Here is a 20,905-nt window from a genome sequence, read left to right on the forward strand (position 1 = left end):
CATGAACGACCCCGCCTCGAAGCCTCCCTTCGATCCCTCGATCCAGGTCTCGCCAGACAATCCCTGCCCCTTCCTGCGCGGCCTGGTCGGCGAAGGCTTCGTCGAAGGCGGGACCGTCCCGATCGGCAAGCTATCGCAGACGATCGCGAATGCGAGCGGCGACAAGGGGCTGATGAAGACGGTGGCCCGCGTCGAGACCCGCGGCATCGCGCTGATCGCCAACGGCTTCGGTCACATCCTGAAGAGCATCTTTTCGGGCGCACAGCTCGATGCCCTGCGCGGCGGCCCCCTGGACAAGCGCGGCGCCGGTTCGCGCATCCTCGGCGTCGACGGCAAGGTCAATGAGGATCAGATCGCCCGCCTGGCCAGCTTCGGCAGGGACTATACCGATCCGAACGGCGGCGGCACCGAGCCCGGCATCAACGCGTCGGAAATACAAACTTACATGCGCGACAACCTCAAGCGCGCCGGGAGCACTGCGCGCTGGTACTATCGGATCTTGATGCAGTTCGAATGGCCCATCCTGCTGAAGATCATGGGCAAGGGCGAAGGCGAGAACCGCTATCTCGCCATCGCCGACGTGCGTACGCTGTTCAACGAGCGCAAATTCCCTGACAGGATCACGCAGCGAGTCGTCAGCCAGCCGGTCACCCCGCCCTCGCTCATATGGCGCGTTGCCGGCGGGTTAGTCGCCGCGCTGCTCGTCTTTGGCGTCGTGGCGCTGCGCTTTCCCGATCAATTCCAGCCGATGCTGCCCGGCATCCTCGGTGACCTCGTGGCGCCGCCATTGCCGAAGCTTGTCGAACCGCGGGCCGCGTACTGGCTCGAGCAAAACTGGGCGCTGGAGGACCGGCACTGGTTTCATCACGCCAGCCAGGGCACCGCGACCTTCCCGGTGCCCTACAGCTGGTTCATGGCGCTCGAGCAGCCGCGGCTTCATTTCTTCGCAAAGCCCGGGATGCTGCATGACAGCGACCATCTGCAGCGCTTCGGCTTCATCCCGAGCCCGCAGACGATCAACACCGACGACGCCACGCTGCGCCGGTTCGGCTACGCCAATGTCTACGACAAGACCAAGCCGGTGCCGGCGCGGCTTTGGGATCCGCCGGTTAACTGGGGCGCCCAGGCTGAAAACGTCGACGGCCTGCCCGTCGGCTTTGCTCGCATGACCGGCGTACCCGATCCTGCGACCGGCCAGGTCGGCGACGACCGGATCGGCCTGACCTGCGCCGCCTGCCACACCGGCCAGATTCACTACAAAGGCATCGACATCCGTTTCGACGGCGGCCCGGCGATGACCGACCTGAGGAAGCTCGAGGTCACGACGGGTCTGTCGATCGCCTACACGCTCCTCGTGCCGGGTCGCTTTACGCGCTTCGCCGACCGTGTGCTCGGCCCCTCCGCCAGCGATGCGGATCGCGACGCGCTGAAGCAGAAGCTGCGCACGATCAGCACGTTCCTGATCGACTGGGAGAAGACCTACGCGAAAACCATCGACGGCAAGACGAGGTTCAACGAGAAGACGAAGCGGGAAGAGAAGCAGCAGGACACCGAGGAAGGATACGGCCGTCTCGACGCGCTCAACCGCATCGGCAATCAGGTCTTCGCCCAGGACATGACGCTCAGCGGCCTCAGCGGCTTCGAAAAGAATCTGCATGCCAAGGACGCGCCGGTCAGCTTCCCGCCGATCTGGACCGTGCCCTGGCTCAAATTCGCGCAATATGACGCGTCCATCGAACAACCGCTGATCCGCAACGCCGGCGAAGCGCTGGGCGTGACGGCGCTGCTCAATCTGTCCGACAATACCCCCAAGGACACGCTGTTCCGCTCGTCGATGGATATCAAGAACCTGAACTGGATCGAGGATCTGCTGAAGGGGTCGGCGCCCTATCCGAAAAAGCAGCTCTCCGGACTGACATCACCGAAATGGCCGTCCGACATCTTCGGCGACAATGCCTGGAAGATCGATGGCGAGCGCGTCAAGAACGGCCGCAAGCTCTACGCGCAGATCTGCGTCGAATGCCATCTCGGGCCGGTCAACGATCCCGTGTTCGACACCGAGTTTCCGGACCAGAGCATCTGGTCCTCGTCGCGCTGGGAGACCATCGGCAAAGACAAATTCCTGAACGAGGTCCAGAAAAGCGTCAAAGGCATGGGCACCGATCCCGCTCAGGCCAGTGTGCTGGCGACGCGGACGGTTCAGGTCCCGGGCTTTCTCGAGCTCGATCCCACGCAGAAGCTCAATGCCTGGTGGAGCTGCAATCTGCCGGCTATCTCCTCGACCGACATGCCGTACTCGGTCGGGCTGATGGTGCTCGTCGACATCGTCAGCCGCAAAGCGATGGACGATGCGAAGATCGACCCGAAGGTTCAGCAGGCCTGGTGGGGCGAGCGCAAAAACTGCCCGAATCCCGGTCCGCAGCCGGCCGAGGCGAAGGAGCCGCCGCCCTGGTATCGCGCGCGCCCGCTCAACGGCGTCTGGGCCACCGCGCCTTACCTGCACAACGGATCGGTGCCCTCGCTCTACTGGATGCTGAGCCCCGCGGCCGAGCGCCCCAAATCGTTCTGCATGGGTGGTGGTCGCGACTACGATCCGAAGCAGGTCGGCTTCGCGGTCGTCGACGGCGAGAGCTGCAAGACCGGGCAGTCGCGCTTCTCGACGCGAGCGTCTGATGGCACCGAGACCTTCGGCAACAGCAATGCCGGCCACTCGTTCGATGGCACGCCGGGCCCCGGCAAGGACGGCACCATCGGCCGCGTGCTCAAGGAGCAAGAGCGCTACGATCTGATCGAATATCTGAAGACGCTGTGAGGCAGAGAAGGTTCATCGTCATGGCCGGGCTTGTCCCGGCCATCCACGTTCTTTGATCGCGCAACAAGGCGTGGATGCCCGGGACAGGCCCGGGCATGACGGAGATTGTGGAACGATCAGCCGTCCTCAGGAAGCTTCCACCCCGTCACTTGAACAGCGGCGTGCCCGGCACGAAGGCGTCGAAGGCGGCCCAGAACTGGGAGCGGTAGCGGTCCTGCTCCTGGAGGATCTCGTGCTTGGCGCCGGCGATCACGAGATGGGAGCCGGCGCGCAAATGATAGGCGAACTCCTCGATCGCCGCGGTCGAGACCACGGTGTCGCTGGAGGCCGCCAGCATCAGGATCGGCTGGCGGATCTGGGAAGGGTAGTTCTTGCCCTTGAAGGTGTTCATGGCGTGGAAGGCGGTATCGGCCCAGGCGACCGTCGGTGACGCGAGCCCGAGCGTCGGATCCTCCTCCAGGATCGCGGCATTACGCGCATAGCGCACGGGATCGCTGGTCAGCGGATTGTTGATGAAGGGATTGAGCCCGGTGATGTGGTCGCTGCCGCCGGGGACATAGCGACCGCCCATCCCCATCAGGCGCATCGTCTTCAGCAGCGCCCGCGCCGGAAACGAGGTGGCGCGGCCGGGCAGGTCGATCATCGGCGCCGACAGCACCATGCGGTCGAACCAGCGCTTGCCGGCATGCGCCACCCGCAGCATCACGGTGCCGCCCATGGAATGGGCGAGCGCGAAGAAGGGCGGCGGGCAATCCGGCAGCACCACCTGCTGCACGAAGGTCTCGACGTCGATCTCGAAATCGGAGAAGTCGCGCACATAGCCCTTGCGCGGATCGCGCAGGCGGCGCGAGGAGTGGCCCTGCCCGCGCCAGTCGATCATCGCCACCGCAAAGCCGCGGTCGCGCAGGTCGCGCACGGTCTCGAAATATTTCTCGATCTGCTCGCTGCGTCCGGTGAAGACGCAGACCGTGCCCTTGCGGTTCGCCGGCGGCGCCCAGCGCGCAAAGCGCAGCTCGGCGCCATCGGGCGTCTTGATGGTGCCGCTGACGACGTCTTCGGGAACGGGATTGGACGGAATCGAGATCAGCGTCATTGGGCGAGAAATGCTGCAAATCAAGGGGCTGGAGCGCCGAAAAGGCGCAACTTGCCGCCCTCTTGAACGCCGTTCCCCTGAACCCATATCACCATGGTGCAGGCCGCTACCAGTGTTTCGGAACCGGAACATTAGGCTGCACACAGACTAAAGCCCGGCCCGATTGGCGGGCGGGTTACCAACAGTCGCTCAATGGAGGACTAGACCATGCGTACCTACGACCTGACTCCGTTTTACCGTTCCACTGTCGGCTTCGACCGCCTCTTCAGCCTACTCGACCAGGCCGGTTCGGACGGCAGCCCCGGTTATCCCCCCTACAACATCGAGCGTACCGGCGAGAACACCTACCGCATCACGGTTGCGGTGTCCGGCTTCGCCAAGGACGAGCTCTCCCTCGTCGCGAAGGAAAACACGCTGACGATCAAGGGCGAGAAAGTCGCCAACGAGAACTCGAAGTCCGAAGTGCTCTACCGCGGCATCGCCGCGCGTGCCTTCGAGCGCGCCTTCCAGCTTGCCGACTTCGTGCAGGTGAAGGACGCCTCGCTCGAGAACGGGCTGCTTCACGTCGACCTTGTGCGCGAGATTCCCGAAGCCAAGAAGCCGCGCCAGATCGCCATCAACGCGGGCGCGCCGAAGGCGCAGGTGATCGAGAGTTCGGTCGCCGCCTAAGCACGTCGACAGCCACCAAGTTGCGAAAACGCCCCGGTGCCCCGGGGCGTTTTTTTCGTTTTGCATCGCATCACAGAACGGTGAGGACATGTAACGCCGCGACCACGCGCTCCGTCCTTTGGGCATCGCAGCAAAAACAATACGGAGCACGATCATGTCACTTTGGCGCAGCCTTCTCATCGCCGCGAGCCTGCTGGCGGCCCCCATCAGCCTGGCTCACGCGCAGACGCCGCAGACGGTGAAAGCCAAGAACGTCGTGCTGGTGCACGGCGCCTGGGCCGACGGATCGAGCTGGTCGGAGGTGATCCCGATCCTCCAGGCCGCGGGCCTGCACGTCACCGCCGTGCAAAATCCGCTGTCGTCGCTTGCGGACTCCGTCGAGGCGACCAAGCGCGCGCTGGCCGAACAGGACGGCCCGACGGTGCTGGTCGCGCATTCCTGGGGCGGCACCGTGATCAGCCAGGTCGGTAACGACCCGAAGGTCACCGGCCTCGTCTACGTCGCCGCACGCGCGCCCGATGCGAGCGAAGACTTCGTCGCGCTGTCGAAGCAGTTTCCGGCAGGCCCGGCCCGCGCCGGCATCGTCGAGCGCGACGGCTACACAAAGCTCTCTGAAGACGCCTTCCTGAAGTATTTTGCCAATGGCGTGAAGCCGGAGCAGGCCAGGGAGCTCTACGCCGTGCAATGGCCGACCGCCGCCTCGATCTTCGCCGGCCGCACCACGGAAGCTGCATGGCACACGAAGCCGAGCTGGTACGCGGTATCGAAGAACGACGGCACCATCAATCCCGATTTCGAACGCTTCCTCGCCAAGCGCATGAACGCAACCACGATCGAGCTCGATGCCGGCCACCTCTCGCTGGTGTCGCATCCGAAGGACGTGGCGAATCTGATCCTGGAAGCCGCGGGGTATCCGCGCAGCTGAGCGCGCGATTGCCGCAATGAAAAAGCGCCCGCGATTTTCGGGCGCTTTTTTTTGCTCAGGTCTCCGTCCGGAGCGTGGCGCGCAGTCGCGTCAAGCGAGCGCGCGCTAGTCCAGCCCCTGCGCCGCCGGCATCTCCTGCGTCGGCATGATAGTCGGAGCCGGCTTGGCCTGACCGACGGTTGGCGCGGCGGTTTGCGGTGGTGCGGCTTCGGCGGGCTTTGCCTGCACGGCAGCGGTCTGTTGGGCGGGCTGCGCCTGCGGCGCTTGTACCTGCTGCGGAGCTGGCGCGGCCGCCTTGGTGGCGGCGACAGGCGCCTCGCCGCGGCGCGGGGCGGCCTTCGGCAGCGGCACGGTGCGGCTGGCGACATGCGGGATCGAGGCCGGCGGACGCGGCGGGCCGCTGCGGACCATGGTCGGCGGCGGCAGCGCGCTTTGCGGACGGTAAGGTGCAACCGTCGGCACCTCATCACTGGGGGCCATGCCGAAGGCGTCAGCGGCCGGCATGAAGCGCAAAATTCGCCCGTCGCGGGCATCGATCACCAGCCGGCCGTCGTCGCCGCGGCGGTCGATCACCGCGATGGTGTAGACGCCGCCGCGCAGGCGCGGGATGCCAAGCGGAGAGAAGCCGTTGTCGCGCAGCACGGCGTAGACCTCGGTCGGCGGCAGCAGCGCCGGTGCCGGACCGCGCTCCTCGTAGCCAAAGCCGTAACCGTAGCGCGGCGGCGGCGCGGCTTCCGGCGGCCCATAGGGTCCGTCGAAATCCGAGACCGCGATATAGGCGCCCCGCGCAGCGCCGTTGGCCGGAACTTGTGCCTCGACGGCCGTTGCCACCAGCGCCAGCGTGGCAGCGGCCACACATCCTGTGAAAAACTTCATGGTCGACACGCTCCTGTCAGGCCCCCGAATGCCTCGCGCTCTTTCGCTTCTTGCGGCGTGGCGCGCCTTTCGAAGGGCTGATCCGAAGCTTCATTCGGGATTTCGGCGTCGGCAGGGCCGGATCAGGGCGCGTTTGCTTCAAAACCGGGGCCGCGTGCCATGCGGAAAGCGCTGATTGACACTCTGGGAATCGGGACTTCCGCGCGCTTGTGTGATAGACAAAAATTTGGCAAGGTGATGGTTAGGACAGGAAGACTGTCTCAATTTTGCTTGCAGTTCCGGCATACGGATTGCAACGAAAGTCGGTGCTTTCGAGCGCCAGGAAGGCAACAGGCAAAGCCGTTCTCGGGGACGAAGAACGCCTTGGCCTGAATTTAAGAAAATGCGGCTCGCAGCGGACGAGCGGTGACCCAGAGGCGGGTGCCGCGGAACGCCCAAGGTGCGCCGAAGATAGCGGTGAGGCAGCTTGCCGCATGGAGAGGATTGGAACAATGAACGGGTCGCAATTCGAGCGCGCAAACATCGTGGCAGAAGAACTGTCGGCGACGGTCGCCTCGAAAACGACTGATCCGATTCAGGAACACAATTCGCGTCCGCCGGCCGTAGGTCTGTACGATCCGAGCCTGGAAAAGGATTCCTGCGGCGTCGGCTTCATCGCCAACATCAAGGGCAAGAAGTCCCACGAGATCGTCGCGGACGCGCTCAGCATCCTCTGCAACCTCGAGCATCGCGGCGCCGTCGGCGCCGACCCGCGCGCCGGTGACGGCGCCGGCATCCTGGTGCAGATCCCGCACCCCTTCTTCAGCCGCAAGGCCGGGGAGCTCGGCTTCACGTTGCCGGCTCCTGGCGAATATGCCATCGGCGCGCTGTTCATGCCGCGCGACACCGCCTGGCGCAATGTCATCAAGAGCATCATCGCCGACCAGATCAAGGAAGAGGGCCTGACCCTGCTTGGCTGGCGCGACGTGCCGACCGACAATTCCTCGCTCGGCGTCACCGTGAAGCCGACCGAGCCCGCCTGCATGCAGGTGTTCATCGGCCGCAACGGCACCGCCAAGACCGAGGACGATTTCGAGCGCCGGCTCTACATCCTGCGCAAGTCGATCTCGCAGGCGATCTACCAGCGTCGCGACCGCGGCCTTGCGGGCTATTACCCCTGCTCGATGTCGTGCCGCACCGTGATCTACAAGGGCATGTTCCTCGCCGACCAGCTCGGCAAGTACTATCCCGATCTGCACGAGGCGGACTTCGAGAGCGCGCTGGCGCTGGTGCATCAGCGCTTCTCGACCAACACCTTCCCGGCCTGGTCGCTGGCGCATCCCTATCGCATGATCGCGCATAACGGCGAGATCAACACGCTGCGCGGCAACACCAACTGGATGGCGGCGCGCCAGGCTTCCGTGAGCTCCGAGCTCTACGGCAAGGACATCAACCGGCTCTGGCCGATCTCCTACGAAGGCCAGTCGGACACCGCCTGCTTCGACAACGCGCTCGAATTCCTGGTGCAGGGCGGCTACTCGCTGCCTCACGCCGTCATGATGATGATTCCGGAGGCGTGGGCCGGCAATCCTCTGATGGATGAGAAGCGCCGCGCCTTCTACGAATATCACGCCGCCCTGATGGAGCCGTGGGACGGCCCCGCCGCGATCGCCTTTACCGACGGTCGCCAGATCGGCGCTACGCTGGACCGCAACGGGCTGCGTCCGGCGCGCTATCTCGTCACCAAGGACGACCGCATCGTGATGGCGTCCGAGATGGGCGTGCTGACGATCCCCGAGGACCAGATCATCACCAAGTGGCGCTTGCAGCCCGGCAAGATGCTGCTGGTCGACCTCGAGCAGGGCCGCCTGATCCCGGACGACGAGATCAAGGCCGAGCTCGCCCGGAGCCATCCCTACAAGGAGTGGCTGGAGCGGACCCAGATCGTGCTGGAAGAGCTGCCGAAGGTACCGACCACCGGCGTGCGCTCCAACCTGTCGCTGCTCGATCGCCAGCAGGCGTTCGGCTACAGCCAGGAAGACATCTCCATCCTGATGACGCCGATGGCCTCCACCGGCGAGGAAGCCGCGGGCTCGATGGGCAACGACACGCCGATCTCGGCGCTGTCGGACAAGGCCAAGCCGCTGTTCACCTATTTCAAGCAGAACTTCGCGCAGGTCACCAACCCGCCGATCGACCCGATCCGCGAGGAGCTGGTGATGAGCCTCGTCTCCATCATCGGACCGCGGCCGAACCTGTTCGACCTGCAGGGCCTCGCCACCACCAAGCGTCTCGAAGCGCGCCAGCCGATCCTGACCGATGCGGATCTCGAGAAGATCCGCTCGATCTCCGATGTGGCCGAGTCGCACTTCAAGTCGCGCACGCTCGACACCACCTTCCACGCCGGTCTCGGTGCTGCCGGCATGGACCAGGTGCTCGACGAGCTTTGCGCGCGTGCGGAAGCCGCCGTCCGCGAGGGCGTCAACATCATCATCCTGTCCGACCGCATGGTCGGCAGCGACCGGGTGCCGATCCCGGCACTGCTGGCCTGCGCCGCCGTGCATCATCATCTGATCCGCGTCGGACTGCGCACCTCGGTCGGCCTCGTCGTCGAATCCGGCGAGCCGCGCGAAGTGCATCACTTCGCCTGCCTGGCCGGCTACGGCGCCGAAGCGATCAATCCCTATCTGGCGTTCGAAACCATCATCGCGATGAAGGACCGCCTGCCCGGCTCGCTCGACGACTACGAGATCGTCAAGCGCTACATCAAGTCGATCGGCAAGGGCCTGCTCAAGGTGATGTCCAAGATGGGCATCTCGACCTACCAATCCTATTGCGGCGCGCAGATCTTCGACGCCGTCGGCCTCAAGGCGGACTTCGTCGGCAAGTTCTTCGCCGGCACCCATACCCGCGTCGAGGGCGTCGGCCTTGCCGAGATCGCGGAAGAAGCGGTGCGCCGTCATGCCGACGCGTTCGGCGACGCGCAGGTCTACAAGACCGCGCTCGATGTCGGCGGCGAATATGCCTATCGCAGCCGCGGCGAGGACCATGCATGGACCGCGGAGTCGGTCGGGCTGCTCCAGCACGCCGCCCGCGGCAATTCGCTGGAACGCTACCGCGCCTTCGCCAAGATCCTGAACGAGCAGTCGGAGCGGCTGTTGACGCTGCGCGGCCTGTTCCGGATCAAGAACGCGGACGAGGAGAAGCGCAAGCCGATCCCGATCGACCAGGTTGAGTCGGCCAAGGACATCGTCAAGCGCTTCGCCACCGGTGCGATGAGCTTCGGCTCGATCTCGCGCGAGGCGCACACCACGCTCGCGATCGCCATGAACCGGATCGGCGGCAAGTCGAACACCGGCGAAGGCGGCGAGGAAGCCGACCGCTTCAAGCCGATGCCGAACGGCGATTCCATGCGTTCGGCGATCAAGCAGGTCGCCTCGGGCCGCTTCGGCGTCACCACGGAGTATCTCGTCAACTCCGACATGATGCAGATCAAGATGGCGCAGGGTGCCAAGCCCGGCGAAGGCGGCCAGCTGCCCGGCCACAAGGTCGACGCGACCATCGCCAAGGTTCGTCACTCGACGCCGGGCGTCGGCCTGATTTCGCCGCCGCCGCATCACGACATCTACTCGATCGAGGATCTGGCGCAGCTCATCTACGACCTCAAGAACGTCAACCCGACGGGCGACGTCTCGGTCAAACTGGTCTCCGAGATCGGCGTCGGCACGGTCGCCGCCGGCGTTGCCAAGGCGCGCGCCGACCATGTCACCATCGCGGGCTTCGAGGGCGGCACCGGCGCTTCGCCGCTGACCTCGATCAAGCACGCCGGCTCGCCCTGGGAGATCGGCCTTGCCGAAACCCACCAGACCTTGGTGCGCGAGCGGCTGCGCAGCCGCATCGTGGTCCAGGTCGACGGCGGCTTCCGCACCGGCCGTGACGTCGTGATCGGCGCGCTTTTAGGGGCCGACGAGTTCGGCTTCGCCACCGCGCCGCTGATCGCGGCCGGCTGCATCATGATGCGCAAGTGCCATCTCAACACCTGCCCGGTCGGCGTCGCGACCCAGGACCCGGTCCTGCGCAAGCGCTTCACCGGCCAGCCCGAGCACGTGATCAACTACTTCTTCTTCGTCGCCGAGGAAGTCCGCGAGATCATGGCATCGCTCGGCTTCCGCACCTTCAACGAGATGATCGGCCAGGTTCAGCTGCTCGACCAGACCAGGCTGGTCGCGCACTGGAAGGCCAAGGGCCTCGATTTCTCGAAGCTCTTCGTCAAGCAGAAGGAAGAGAAGGGCCAGAAGATCTATCACTCCGAGCGCCAGAACCATCATCTGGAAGCGGTGCTCGACCGCACGCTGATCGAGAAGGCGACGCCTGCGCTCGACCGCGGCGCGCCGGTGAAGATCGAGGCCAGGATCAACAGCACCAACCGCTCCGCGGGTGCGATGCTGTCGGGCGCGGTCGCCAAGATCTACGGTCATGCCGGCCTGCCGCACGACACGATCCATGTCGGCCTCAAGGGCACCGCCGGCCAGGCGTTCGGCGCGTGGCTGGCGCAAGGCGTCACCTTCGAGCTCGAAGGCGAAGCCAACGACTATGTCGGCAAGGGCCTCTCGGGCGGCAAGATCATCGTCAAGCCCCCCGCCAACAGCGGCATCGTGCCGGAAGAGAGCATCATCGTCGGCAACACGGTGATGTATGGCGCCATCCAGGGCGAGTGCTACTTCCGCGGCGTCGCCGGCGAGCGTTTCGCCGTGCGCAACTCGGGTGCGGTGGCGGTCGTCGAAGGCGCCGGCGATCATTGCTGTGAATACATGACCGGCGGCATCGTGGTCGTGCTCGGCAAGACCGGGCGCAACTTCGCGGCCGGCATGTCCGGCGGCATCGCCTATGTGCTCGACGAGACCGGCGACTTCGACAAGCTTTGCAACATGTCGATGGTCGAGCTCGAGCCGGTGCTGTCGGAAGAGCTGATCAACGCCGGCACCTATAACCACTCGGGTGACCTCGAGGCGCACGGCCGGGTCGACGTGTTCAAGAACCTGCTCGACTCCGATGTCGAGCGCCTGCACGTCCTGATCTCGCGCCATGCGAAAGCGACCGGCTCCAAGCGCGCCGCCGACATCCTTGCCAACTGGAAGGACTGGCTGCCCAAATTCCGCAAGGTGATGCCGGTCGAATACCGGCGCGCGCTGCGCGAAATGGCCGCCAACGCGGACGCCGAGCCGAAAATCGCGATCGGCGCGTAGAGCGATAAGCCCTCATGGTGAGGAGCGCGATAGCTGCGTCTCGAACCATGAGGTCACCAGCGGGGCCTTTCATCCTTCGCGACGCGGCGCCAGTGCGCCGCTCCTCAGGATGAGGGTCTGGCTAGAGAGAAGACGAATTTAAGCGGCAGGGACTTCGGGTTTAATGGGCAAGATCACGGGTTTTCTCGAAATCGAACGGCATGACCGCAAGTACACCCCGGTCGCCGAGCGCGTGAAGCACTACAACGAGTTCGTCGTTCCCTTGACCGAGAAGGAAACGCGCGACCAGGCCGCGCGCTGCATGAATTGCGGCATTCCCTATTGCCACGGCACCGGCTCGGTCGCGCCCGGCACGCCCGGCTGCCCGGTCAACAACCAGATCCCCGACTTCAACGACCTCGTCTATCAGGGCAATTGGGAAGAGGCCTCGCGCAACCTGCACTCGACCAACAATTTCCCGGAGTTCACTGGCCGCATCTGCCCGGCGCCGTGCGAAGCGTCCTGCACGCTCAACATCGACGACAACCCCGTCACCATCAAGACCATCGAATGCGCGATCGTCGACCGCGCCTGGGACAATGGCTGGCTGAAGCCGGAAGTGGCGACCGTCAAGACCGGCAAGAAGGTCGCGGTGATCGGCTCGGGTCCGGCCGGGATGGCCTGCGCGCAGCAGCTCGCGCGCGCCGGCCACGACGTGCATCTGTTCGAGAAGTTCGCCAAGGCCGGCGGCCTGCTGCGCTACGGCATCCCCGACTTCAAGATGGAGAAGGGCGTCATCGACCGCCGCGTCAAGCAGATGGAAGGCGAAGGCGTCACCTTCCACTACAACAGCCATGTCGGCGCTGACGGCAATGTCGACCCGCGCGAGATGCTCAACGATTACGATGCCGTCGCGCTGACCGGCGGCGCAGAAGCCCCGCGCGACCTGCCGATCCCCGGCCGCGACCTCCAAGGCATCCACTACGCCATGGACTTCCTGCCGCAGCAGAACCGCCGCGTCTCCGAGGAGCCGCTCGGCGGCGTCCAGGAGATCCTGGCCGGCGGCAAGCATGTCGTCGTCATCGGCGGTGGCGACACCGGCTCTGACTGCATCGGCACCTCGCTGCGCCAGGGTGCGCTCTCGGTCACCCAGCTCGAGATCATGCCCGCCCCGCCCGAGCGCGAGAACAAGGGCCTGACCTGGCCGAACTGGCCCTTGAAGATGCGCACCTCGTCGAGCCAGGCCGAAGGCGCGATCCGCGAATACGCCGTGCTGACGCAGAAGTTTTCCGGCGAGAACGGCCAAGTCAAGAAGCTGCACTGCGTGCGCGTCGACGACAAGTTCAAGCCGATTGCCGGCACCGAGTTCGAGCTCGATGCCGAGCTCATCCTGCTCGCGATGGGTTTCGTGCATCCCGTGCACGAGGGCCTGCTCAAGCTGCTCTCGGTCGATCTCGACCCGCGCGGCAACGTCAAGGCCAACACGCTCGACTACCAGACCTCGCGCCCGAACGTGTTCACCGCCGGCGACATGCGCCGCGGCCAGTCGCTGGTGGTGTGGGCGATCCGCGAGGGCCGGCTGTGCGCGCGGTCGATTGATACGTTCCTGATGGGGAAGACGGATCTGCCGCGGTAGGTTCTCGCTCCGCTGCCAGATTTACGAAAGGTGTCATCGCCCGCGAAAGCGGGCGATCCAGTATTCCGAGACAGCTGTCGCCTACTGAGAGGCCGCGGCGTACTGGATGCCCCGGTCAAGCCGGGGCATGACTGTTGAGCAAGCGGCAAGATGGCGCGTCAATCCACGTGCTCACCGCCTCTAGTTCTGCAACCTCACCCCCACCAACATCACCGTCCCCTGCGAGCTCGACCCCGGCTGGTTCGAGTTCAGGATGTCGTGGCGCAGCGTGCCCTTGATCCAGATGTTGCGGTTGAGCTTGTAGATCAGATTGCCTTCGAGCGAGTAGGTTTTGTCGTTGCGATTCTGGTTCTGGTAGTCGTAGGTGCCGTAGGTGAACTTGCCGACGGCGGTGAGCCAGCGGCGGAAGTCGTGATCGACCTCGATCCCGTAGGTGTGCACCAGCACGCCGGAGGAGCCGGGGACCGTGGACTCCGCGATCTGCGTGTCGGTGGCGAATTTCACCGTGGTCAGGCCGCTCGCATTCCAGATCAGCGAGCCCGCGGTGAGGAAGCCCGCGAGCTGGCTGAGGCGCGGGTCGACATAGTTGCGCGCGGTATAGCCGACCGAGATCTCACCGATCAGGATGCGCGAGAACTCGAAGCTCGAGCCGACCTTGGCGTAGCCACCCGATGAATCGCGGAAATAGCCGTTGCGGTCGGCGGGCTGGTCGTGCACGCGACTGTCGCCTTCGATCTCGACGAACGGCTTCAGCCCCGGCTTGAGGTCGTAGGAGAAACGACCGATGCCGCCATACTGGTTGAAGTCGCGGTCGTTGTTGCTGAAGGTCGAGCCGTCGGTCAGCTTGGAATCGGTGTAGGCGGTGCGATCGACGGTGGCGCCGGCGGCCACCTGGAAGCGATTGAAGGTCTGGTCGAAGCCGAAGGTGCCGCCATAGCTGGCGTAGATCGGATATTTCTGCAGGCCCGCCTGCACGTTCGGGCTGCCGGGATTGTCGGTCGCGACCCGCAGCCGGAACTGCGAGGTGAGCTTGAGGTCGCGACTGACGTCAAAACGACCGTCGACATGGCCGGTGAAATCGGGGCGGTCGATCTCGACCGGCGACGGCGAGGCAAAGCCGTCGATCGTCGCCGGCATGTTGTTGGTGTAGCCGGAGAACGAGCCGCGCAGATCGGCGACCAGCGCGTGGCGCTCCCAGTCGGACATCACGAGAAGATCGGGCGCGACGACATAGGCCGGCGAGCCGACCGGCTTGTTCAGGCGCGCCGGATTGGTGTCGTAGCCGGCGGAGAGCTCGAGCCCGCCCTTGATCAGGAAGCTGCCGGCATAGTCGCCGACCGCTCCGAACGCATCGTCGTCGGCCTTGAGGCGGCGGCGCAGCGGCTGGCCGGGCACGGTGCCCGCCATCGCCCGCGGCACCGGCGCCTTGTTTGCGGTTTCCGACGGTGGCGGCGCGATGCGCGGCGGCCCTAGCGTCCGGTCCGGCGTTGCTGGCGGCACCGGCGAGCCGGGTCCGACCGGGCGCTTCGGCTTCGGCTGCCCGGGATAGAGCTTTGGCTGCTGCCGCTTGCGGTTGAGCGAGTCGTAGCCGGAGCCGCTGGCGCCGTTGGCGGCCGGCAGGCCGTAGGTCGGCACCTGGCCGACGCGCGAGGTCGCCGGCGCCTGCTGGCGCTTGCGCGGATCGGCATTGGGATCGGGCAGCGCCGGGAGCGCATCCAACGGCGCCTGCGGCACGCCCGCCGTGCGGCGCGTCGGCAGCGTGTCGGGCGCGGCAAAGCCGCCGCGATTGGGATTGAACAGGTCGGGCGTGAGGCTCTGGGCGGCCGCCGGCGCGCTTCCGAGGGCAGTCAGCGCCAGGCACGGCAAAGCCGCACGCAGGAAATGCCCGCGTTTGCTCCGGCTCGTGCCTGGAGGCGCCCCCACGATGTAAGAACTCCAACGAAATCAAAGACTTCCACGACGACCTCCGCCAGCGGGCGGGAACCATCGTTAATGGAGTTAAAACAATTATGGTTAATGACCCGTTTCGGGGCCTGGCGCTCTCGTCGCCTCGCCGGTCTGGCCATGCTAAGCAGGCGCCAACGGGCGAGCGCCCCTCCTCCCTGGACCTGAACATGTCGAGCTCGAAACCCCTGATGACCCCATCATCCGGCCCCAACCCCGACAGCGTCGAATCCGCGCTCCGCACCTTGGAGACGGAGAGCGGCGGCATCAACGCGCTCGCCGCTGCCCTGCGCGGTCCGCTGGGCGCGACCTTCGCCAAGGCGGTCGACCTGATCCGCAACGCCAAGGGCCGCGTCATCGTCACCGGGCTTGGCAAGTCCGGCCACATGGCGCGCAAGATCGCTGCGACGCTGGCCTCGACCGGCACGCCGGCCTTCTTCGTCCACACCGCGGAGGCCGCCCATGGCGACCTCGGAATGATCACCGCCGACGACGTCATCATGGCGCTGTCCTGGTCCGGCGAGCAGCCGGAGATGAAGACGCTGGTGAACTATTCGGCGCGCTTCGCGATCCCGATGATCGCGGTGACGTCGAACGCGGCGTCCTCGCTGGGCCAGGCCGCCGACATCGTGATCGAGCTGCCGAAGGCGCGCGAGGCCTGCCCGCACAATCTGGCGCCGACCACCTCGACGCTGATGCAGGCTGCAATCGGCGATGCCATTGCCATCGCGCTGCTCGAAGGCCGCGGTTTTACCGCGCTGGAGTTCGCGCATTTCCACCCGGGCGGCAAGCTGGGCGCGATGCTGAAATTCGTCCGCGACTACATGCGCACCGGCGCGGAGATCCCGGTGAAACCTGAAGGCACCAAGATGTCGGACGCGGTGATGGAGATGTCGGCCAAGGGGCTTGGCTGCGTCTGCATCGTCAACGCCGCGAACGAGGCCATCGGCATCATCACCGACGGCGATTTGCGCCGTCACATGCGGCCGGACCTGCTGACGGTGTCGGTCGACGACATCATGACCAGGCAGCCGAAGACCGTGCCGCCCTCGATGCTCGCCAGCGAGATGATCGAGGTGCTGAACACCCGCAAGATCACCACGCTGGTGGTGACCGAAGCCGACAAGGTGGTGGGCATCGTGCACCTGCACGATCTGCTGCGGGCGGGCGTGGCGTAGGGCCGCTCTTTCCACATCGTCATTGCGAGCGCAGCGAAGCAATCCAGACCGCCTCCGCGGAGACGGTCTGGATTGCTTCGTCGCAAGAGCTCCTCGCAATGACGAGCGGTTAGAGCGGTGCCGGAAACCTCACCGCCCTCTCCTCCAGCGGCAGCTTCAGCCCGTTCGCCAGGTACGACACCGTGCGGTAGAAGCCGCACAGCAGCATGATCTCCAGGATCTGGGCCTCGTCGTAATGCGCCGACAGCGCGGCGAATTCAGCGTCGTCCAACGTCGCGCGGTGATACAGCGCATCGACGGCGGCGATCAACGCCTGCTCGGCCGGCGACCAGCACGGTGACGTCGCATCGCCCCGCACGGTCGCGTGCACCTCCTCCTCGCTGAGCCGCGCCGGCCCGGCGAAGATCGCGACATGCACGCCCCATTCATATTCGCATCCGGTCAGCGCGCAGGTGCGGTCGATCACGATCTCGCGCTGGCGCAATGACAGCGGGCCGGGATCGAGCAGCCCGCCGGCGCGGAACTTGTCCCAGGCGCGGGCGTGGCCCGCCATCACCCGAAACAGCACCAGCGGCGGCGCACCGCGCATGATGCGGTCGAACTGCGCCTGGATCTCCGGGGGATAAGGCGGGACGAGCGGCGCGATGCGCGGCGTGGCCTGGGACATCAGCTGTCTCCGTTGCTACAATTATCGTAGCAATACGCTACATTATTTGTAGCACGACGCAAGAGGGCCGGGATGGCGAAACAGGCAGCATCAGGGAGCCGCAATGTCCGCGGCTCGCGCACCGGGCGGCCGATCATGGCGCTGCTCGACCTCCTCGGCCGACGCTGGAGCCTGCGGATCTTGTGGGAATTGCGCGACCAAGCCCTCACCTCCCGCGCGTTGCGCACCGCCTGCGACGAGGCCTCGCCGACAGTGCTGCAGGCGCGGCTGACGGAGCTGCGCGACGCAGGGTTCGTGGAGCTGGGCGACGGTGGAGGTTACGGGCTGACGGCACTGGGGCGGGAGCTGTGCGAGACGTTCATGCCCCTGCACCGGTTTGCGGAGAGGTGGAAGAGGTAGAGCAGCCAAGCACGCTGCCTTTCTCTCCACAAACTCAGTATCGCGTTCGGTGAGAGATACCCCTCACCCGTCTCGCCGCTACGCGGCGAGCCACCCTCTCCCGCAAGGGGAGAGGGGAAGAAAGGATCACGCCGCGGCCACCGTCAAATTCGCACCGTCCACCTGCACCACCTTCACCCGCGTCCCGGCCGGCGTATCGGGCCCGGCCACGCGCCACACCGTGTCGCCGAGGCGCACGGTGCCGTTGCCGTCGATGATCGGTTTCTCCAGCGTGAACTCGCGGCCGAGCAATGCCTCGCTGCGCTTGTTCAGGAAGGGGCTGGTGCTTGCGTCCAGCTTCGGCCGCGCGAGCCGGCGCCACACCGGCACGGCGGCGGCAGCGAAGATTGCGAACATCACGAGCTGGATCTGCCACGACACGGCGACAGCAAAGGAGATCAGGCCAACCAGCAACGCGGCGAGGCCGAGCCAGAACAGGAACACGCCCGGCGCCAGCACCTCCAGCGCCATCAGGATGAAGCCGAAGATCAGCCAATTCCAGGTGCCGAGCGATACGAACATGTCGGTCATGACACGACCTCTTTATGCTGGCGTATGCCCTGATCGGAAAACCGGTCCCCACTTTTCCGGGGCATGCGCTTTAAATTGCCGCATGCACTTTTCGAAAGTGCATGCGCTTTGATTACCCCTGTCGCGGCGGTACCGCCGGCGGCGTGGGGCCGGTCGTCGGCACCGAGCCGCCGCGGCGGGCGGCAGCGGCCGCGGACGCCGCGCTTTCGCCGAACGTTGCCTTGGCGATCTCGCCGATGCCGGCGAGCGAGCCCAGCATGCTCATCGCTTCGACCGGAAGCATGATGACCTTCTGGTTCGGCGAGTCCGCCAGTTGCCCGAACGCCTTGATATACTTGTCGGCGATGAAATAGTTCAGCGCGGCGACGTCTCCCTTGGAGATAGCCTCACTGACCATCTGCGTCGCCTTGGCCTCGGCCTCCGCGGAACGTTCGCGAGCCTCGGCGTCGCGGAACGCAGCTTCCTTGCGGCCTTCGGCCTGGAGGATCTGCCCCTGCTTGGCGCCCTCGGCGCGCAGGATCTCGGACTGGCGCTGGCCTTCGGCGGCCAGAATGTCGGCGCGCTTGACGCGCTCGGCCTTCATCTGCCGGCCCATGGCTTCGACGAGGTCGGCGGGCGGCACGATGTCCTTGATCTCGATGCGGTTGACCTTGAGGCCCCAGGGCGAGACCGCAGCGTCGACGACGCGAAGCAGGCGCTCGTTGATCTCGTCGCGATGCGACAGCACCTGGTCGAGATCCATCGCTCCCATCACCGAGCGGATGTTGGTCATGGTCAGGACCGTGATGGCCTGGGTCAGGTTGGAGACCTCGTAGCTCGCCTTGGCGGCATCGAACACCTGGTAGAAGGCGACGCCGTCCACCGTCACGGTGGCGTTGTCCTTGGTGATGACCTCCTGCTCGGGAATGTCGATCACCTGCTCCATCATGTTGATCTTGCGTCCGACGCGATCGAAATAGGGCACGATCAGGTTGAGCCCGGGGCTCAGCGTCTGGGTGTATTTGCCGAACCGCTCGATGGTCCAGTCATAGCCCTGCGGCACCGTCTTCACGCCGGCGACCAGCGTGACGATGACGAGCAACACCAGAACAATCGCGAAAACATCGAAACCGCTCATACTTCCTCCAAGGCGGGAAAGCCCTTTCCCGCGCTGTCATTGGTCGGGAACGCAACCCTACCGGTTCAGCGGTCACCATTTACGTCGGCGCGGGGCGACATTTCCACAAGAAGTACGGAGGCGGAACGATCGCCGATAAGTATTGTGAGAAAGCCCTTGAAAGGGCACGGAGGCAACCTAGCAACGACCGGTGTCCTAGTTGGACCATGTAAAATTCACCGGCTTCAGCGCGGCGAGCTCGGGCCGCTCCTTGCGCAGCTTCGCCAGTTGGACGGCCGTCGGCCTTGTCTCGAAACTGCGTTGCTGCCCTGGAAAGACGGTCGCAACGTAATACAGTCCGGGGGCGGGAAGATCGATCTTGGGCGTATGCACCGGCACGAATCCCATCGACGCGCCATTCGGGAGATAGGTGCCCGGGCGACCCGTCGTCGTATAGTTTTGCAGCTCAAGCCCCGTCGTTCCGACAGCGACCGGAATCGCAACAAAGCCGTCCGGAGCAAGGCTGATCCCTCGCGCGTTGATCGCGGGAAAACCGTTGTGAACGAACTGAAGATAGTTGATCGTCTCGCTGCCGCCGTTTGCGACCAGGACAATGGCCGTATCACTCTTGACGGCACCGCCGGCCCGCACCGCTTCCGGATACATGGTCGACGCAACGTCCCCGGTCGTGTTGCAGCCAGCGAGTCCGCAGGCCACGACGGCTACAAGCAACAATCCCCGCATGTAATCGCGCCCGCCCCGTTCGAGCCGCATCGCTCGCGGCAACATCCCCACCGTCATTCTGCCCCAGGAATTCCGGAATCACCAGTCGAAGGTAGCTTCGGCGCCCCTATTCAACCACGGTGTTGGCGAGCGCAAGCAGCGAGGGCGACATCGTCAACCCCAGCGCCCTCGCCGTCTTCAGGTTGATCGCCAGCTCGAACTTGGTGGGGTTCTGGACCGGCAGGTCGGCTGCCTGCGCGCCTTTCAGGATGCGATCGATGTAGTTGGCAGCGCGGCGGAGCTGCTCGGCGCTGTCGGTGCTGTAGGACATCAGCCCGCCCTCGTCGACGAAGGTGCGGCTCCAGAACACCGCCGGCACGCGGGCTTCACCGATTGCAGCCAGGAGCTGGGAACGATTGGCCATGGTGAAGAAGTCAGGCAGCACCAGGTGGCCGCTGTCCTTTCGCGAAGCCAGCGCGGCGATCGAGCCGGCGTCCTGAACCGGCGCTGCCTCGACCGTCACGTGAAGCGTCCGTGCGGCGTCCTCGATCGTGCGCAGCATCAGGGGCGCGAACGGCGCGGTGGCGGGATTGTAGACGACGAAGACGCGGGACACTTTTGGCGTGACCTGCGTCAGCATCTCCAGCCATTTGCCGGCGAGCGGGCCGTCGTAATCGGTGAAGCCGGTGATGTTGCCGCCGGGATGGGCGAGGTTTTTGACAAAGCCCTGGCTGACGGGATCGGTCACGACGGCGAACACGATCGGGATCGTCGTGGTGCGCTGGCGCAACTCCTCGACCGAGGGCGTGCCGACCGCGAGCAGGATGTCCGGCTTGAGCGCCACGAGTTCGTCGGCGAGGCGCGCGATGCGCGCCCGGTCGCCGGCGCCGCTGCGCCAATCGATCCTGAGGTTGTCGTGCTCCTTCCAGCCATGAGCGGCGAGCGTCTCGACCAGGATCGTGCTGCGGGCCTGCCCGATCGCGTCATCCGCGGCCGTGACCGAGAGCACGCCGAGCCGCCGGGTCGCGTTCGGCTGCTGCGCCAGCACCGAGGCCGGCAGCGCGGCGATCGTCCCAAGAAGCGCCAAAGTCTCGCGGCGGTTCATGGGACACG

15 protein-coding genes are annotated in these 20,905 nt (G+C 65.5%); 7 read left to right on the forward strand and 8 right to left on the reverse strand.

What is annotated here, in order from left to right; all coding sequences use genetic code 11:
- The first annotated feature begins 1 nt into the window (after position 1).
- A complete protein-coding gene (locus AB7245_RS40895; protein WP_085398758.1) occupies positions 2–2,812 on the forward strand; it encodes a di-heme-cytochrome C peroxidase in 2,811 nt (936 codons plus the stop codon).
- A 145-nt stretch (positions 2,813–2,957) separates the two neighbouring features.
- On the opposite strand, the gene AB7245_RS40900 is transcribed toward AB7245_RS40895, so the two are convergent.
- Positions 2,958–3,905: an alpha/beta fold hydrolase gene (locus tag AB7245_RS40900; protein ID WP_028148092.1), complete on the reverse strand. Its 948-nt coding sequence runs from the start codon at positions 3,903–3,905 to the stop codon at positions 2,958–2,960.
- 207 nt (positions 3,906–4,112) lie between these two features.
- Between AB7245_RS40900 and AB7245_RS40905 the strand changes: the two genes are divergently transcribed.
- Both AB7245_RS40905 and AB7245_RS40910 read left to right on the forward strand, forming a co-directional pair.
- Positions 4,113–4,574, forward strand: coding sequence for an Hsp20 family protein (locus tag AB7245_RS40905; RefSeq protein WP_063985698.1), 462 nt, complete (start codon positions 4,113–4,115; stop codon positions 4,572–4,574).
- Positions 4,575–4,728: 154 nt separating this feature from the next.
- Positions 4,729–5,499, forward strand: coding sequence for an alpha/beta fold hydrolase (locus AB7245_RS40910; RefSeq protein ID WP_439035596.1), 771 nt, complete (start codon positions 4,729–4,731; stop codon positions 5,497–5,499).
- 105 nt (positions 5,500–5,604) lie between these two features.
- On the opposite strand, the gene AB7245_RS40915 is transcribed toward AB7245_RS40910, so the two are convergent.
- A complete protein-coding gene (locus AB7245_RS40915) occupies positions 5,605–6,375 on the reverse strand; it encodes a hypothetical protein (protein WP_439035597.1) in 771 nt (256 codons plus the stop codon).
- A gap of 491 nt (positions 6,376–6,866) precedes the next feature.
- Here AB7245_RS40915 and gltB point away from each other — a divergent pair, with 491 nt between their 5' ends.
- On the forward strand, positions 6,867–11,600 hold the full coding sequence (gene gltB / locus AB7245_RS40920) for a glutamate synthase large subunit (RefSeq protein WP_439035598.1): 4,734 nt from the start codon (positions 6,867–6,869) through the stop codon (positions 11,598–11,600).
- Positions 11,601–11,763: 163 nt separating this feature from the next.
- Positions 11,764–13,215: a glutamate synthase subunit beta gene (locus AB7245_RS40925; RefSeq protein ID WP_085398400.1), complete on the forward strand. Its 1,452-nt coding sequence runs from the start codon at positions 11,764–11,766 to the stop codon at positions 13,213–13,215.
- A gap of 180 nt (positions 13,216–13,395) precedes the next feature.
- Here AB7245_RS40925 and AB7245_RS40930 read toward each other — a convergent pair whose 3' ends face one another.
- A complete protein-coding gene (locus AB7245_RS40930) occupies positions 13,396–15,138 on the reverse strand; it encodes an outer membrane beta-barrel protein (RefSeq protein WP_135214792.1) in 1,743 nt (580 codons plus the stop codon).
- Between the two features lie 191 nt (positions 15,139–15,329).
- Here AB7245_RS40930 and AB7245_RS40935 point away from each other — a divergent pair, with 191 nt between their 5' ends.
- Positions 15,330–16,337 (forward strand): KpsF/GutQ family sugar-phosphate isomerase, encoded by a 1,008-nt coding sequence (locus AB7245_RS40935; RefSeq protein ID WP_085398398.1) that lies wholly within the window; start codon positions 15,330–15,332, stop codon positions 16,335–16,337.
- Positions 16,338–16,446: 109 nt separating this feature from the next.
- Here the strand turns inward: AB7245_RS40935 and AB7245_RS40940 are convergent, their stop codons facing one another.
- Positions 16,447–17,004: a carboxymuconolactone decarboxylase family protein gene (locus AB7245_RS40940; protein ID WP_085398397.1), complete on the reverse strand. Its 558-nt coding sequence runs from the start codon at positions 17,002–17,004 to the stop codon at positions 16,447–16,449.
- A 72-nt stretch (positions 17,005–17,076) separates the two neighbouring features.
- Here AB7245_RS40940 and AB7245_RS40945 point away from each other — a divergent pair, with 72 nt between their 5' ends.
- A complete protein-coding gene (locus tag AB7245_RS40945; RefSeq protein ID WP_085398396.1) occupies positions 17,077–17,403 on the forward strand; it encodes a winged helix-turn-helix transcriptional regulator in 327 nt (108 codons plus the stop codon).
- A 126-nt stretch (positions 17,404–17,529) separates the two neighbouring features.
- Here the strand turns inward: AB7245_RS40945 and AB7245_RS40950 are convergent, their stop codons facing one another.
- From AB7245_RS40950 to AB7245_RS40965, 4 genes are all read right to left on the reverse strand, one after another.
- Positions 17,530–17,973, reverse strand: coding sequence for an NfeD family protein (locus AB7245_RS40950; RefSeq protein ID WP_028148102.1), 444 nt, complete (start codon positions 17,971–17,973; stop codon positions 17,530–17,532).
- A 112-nt stretch (positions 17,974–18,085) separates the two neighbouring features.
- Entirely contained in the window at positions 18,086–19,090 is a 1,005-nt protein-coding gene (locus tag AB7245_RS40955; protein ID WP_071909416.1) for an SPFH domain-containing protein, read from the reverse strand.
- Positions 19,091–19,285: 195 nt separating this feature from the next.
- On the reverse strand, positions 19,286–19,843 hold the full coding sequence (locus AB7245_RS40960; protein WP_245343907.1) for a hypothetical protein: 558 nt from the start codon (positions 19,841–19,843) through the stop codon (positions 19,286–19,288).
- Between the two features lie 76 nt (positions 19,844–19,919).
- The gene (locus AB7245_RS40965; RefSeq protein WP_085398395.1) at positions 19,920–20,897 is read right to left on the reverse strand and encodes an ABC transporter substrate-binding protein; all 978 of its coding nucleotides are present in this window, start codon (positions 20,895–20,897) and stop codon (positions 19,920–19,922) included.
- Between the last annotated feature and the right edge of the window lie 8 nt (positions 20,898–20,905).

The sequence above is a fragment of the Bradyrhizobium sp. 604_D8_N2_3 genome, from assembly GCF_051810765.1.
GTDB lineage: Bacteria > Pseudomonadota > Alphaproteobacteria > Rhizobiales > Xanthobacteraceae > Bradyrhizobium > Bradyrhizobium barranii.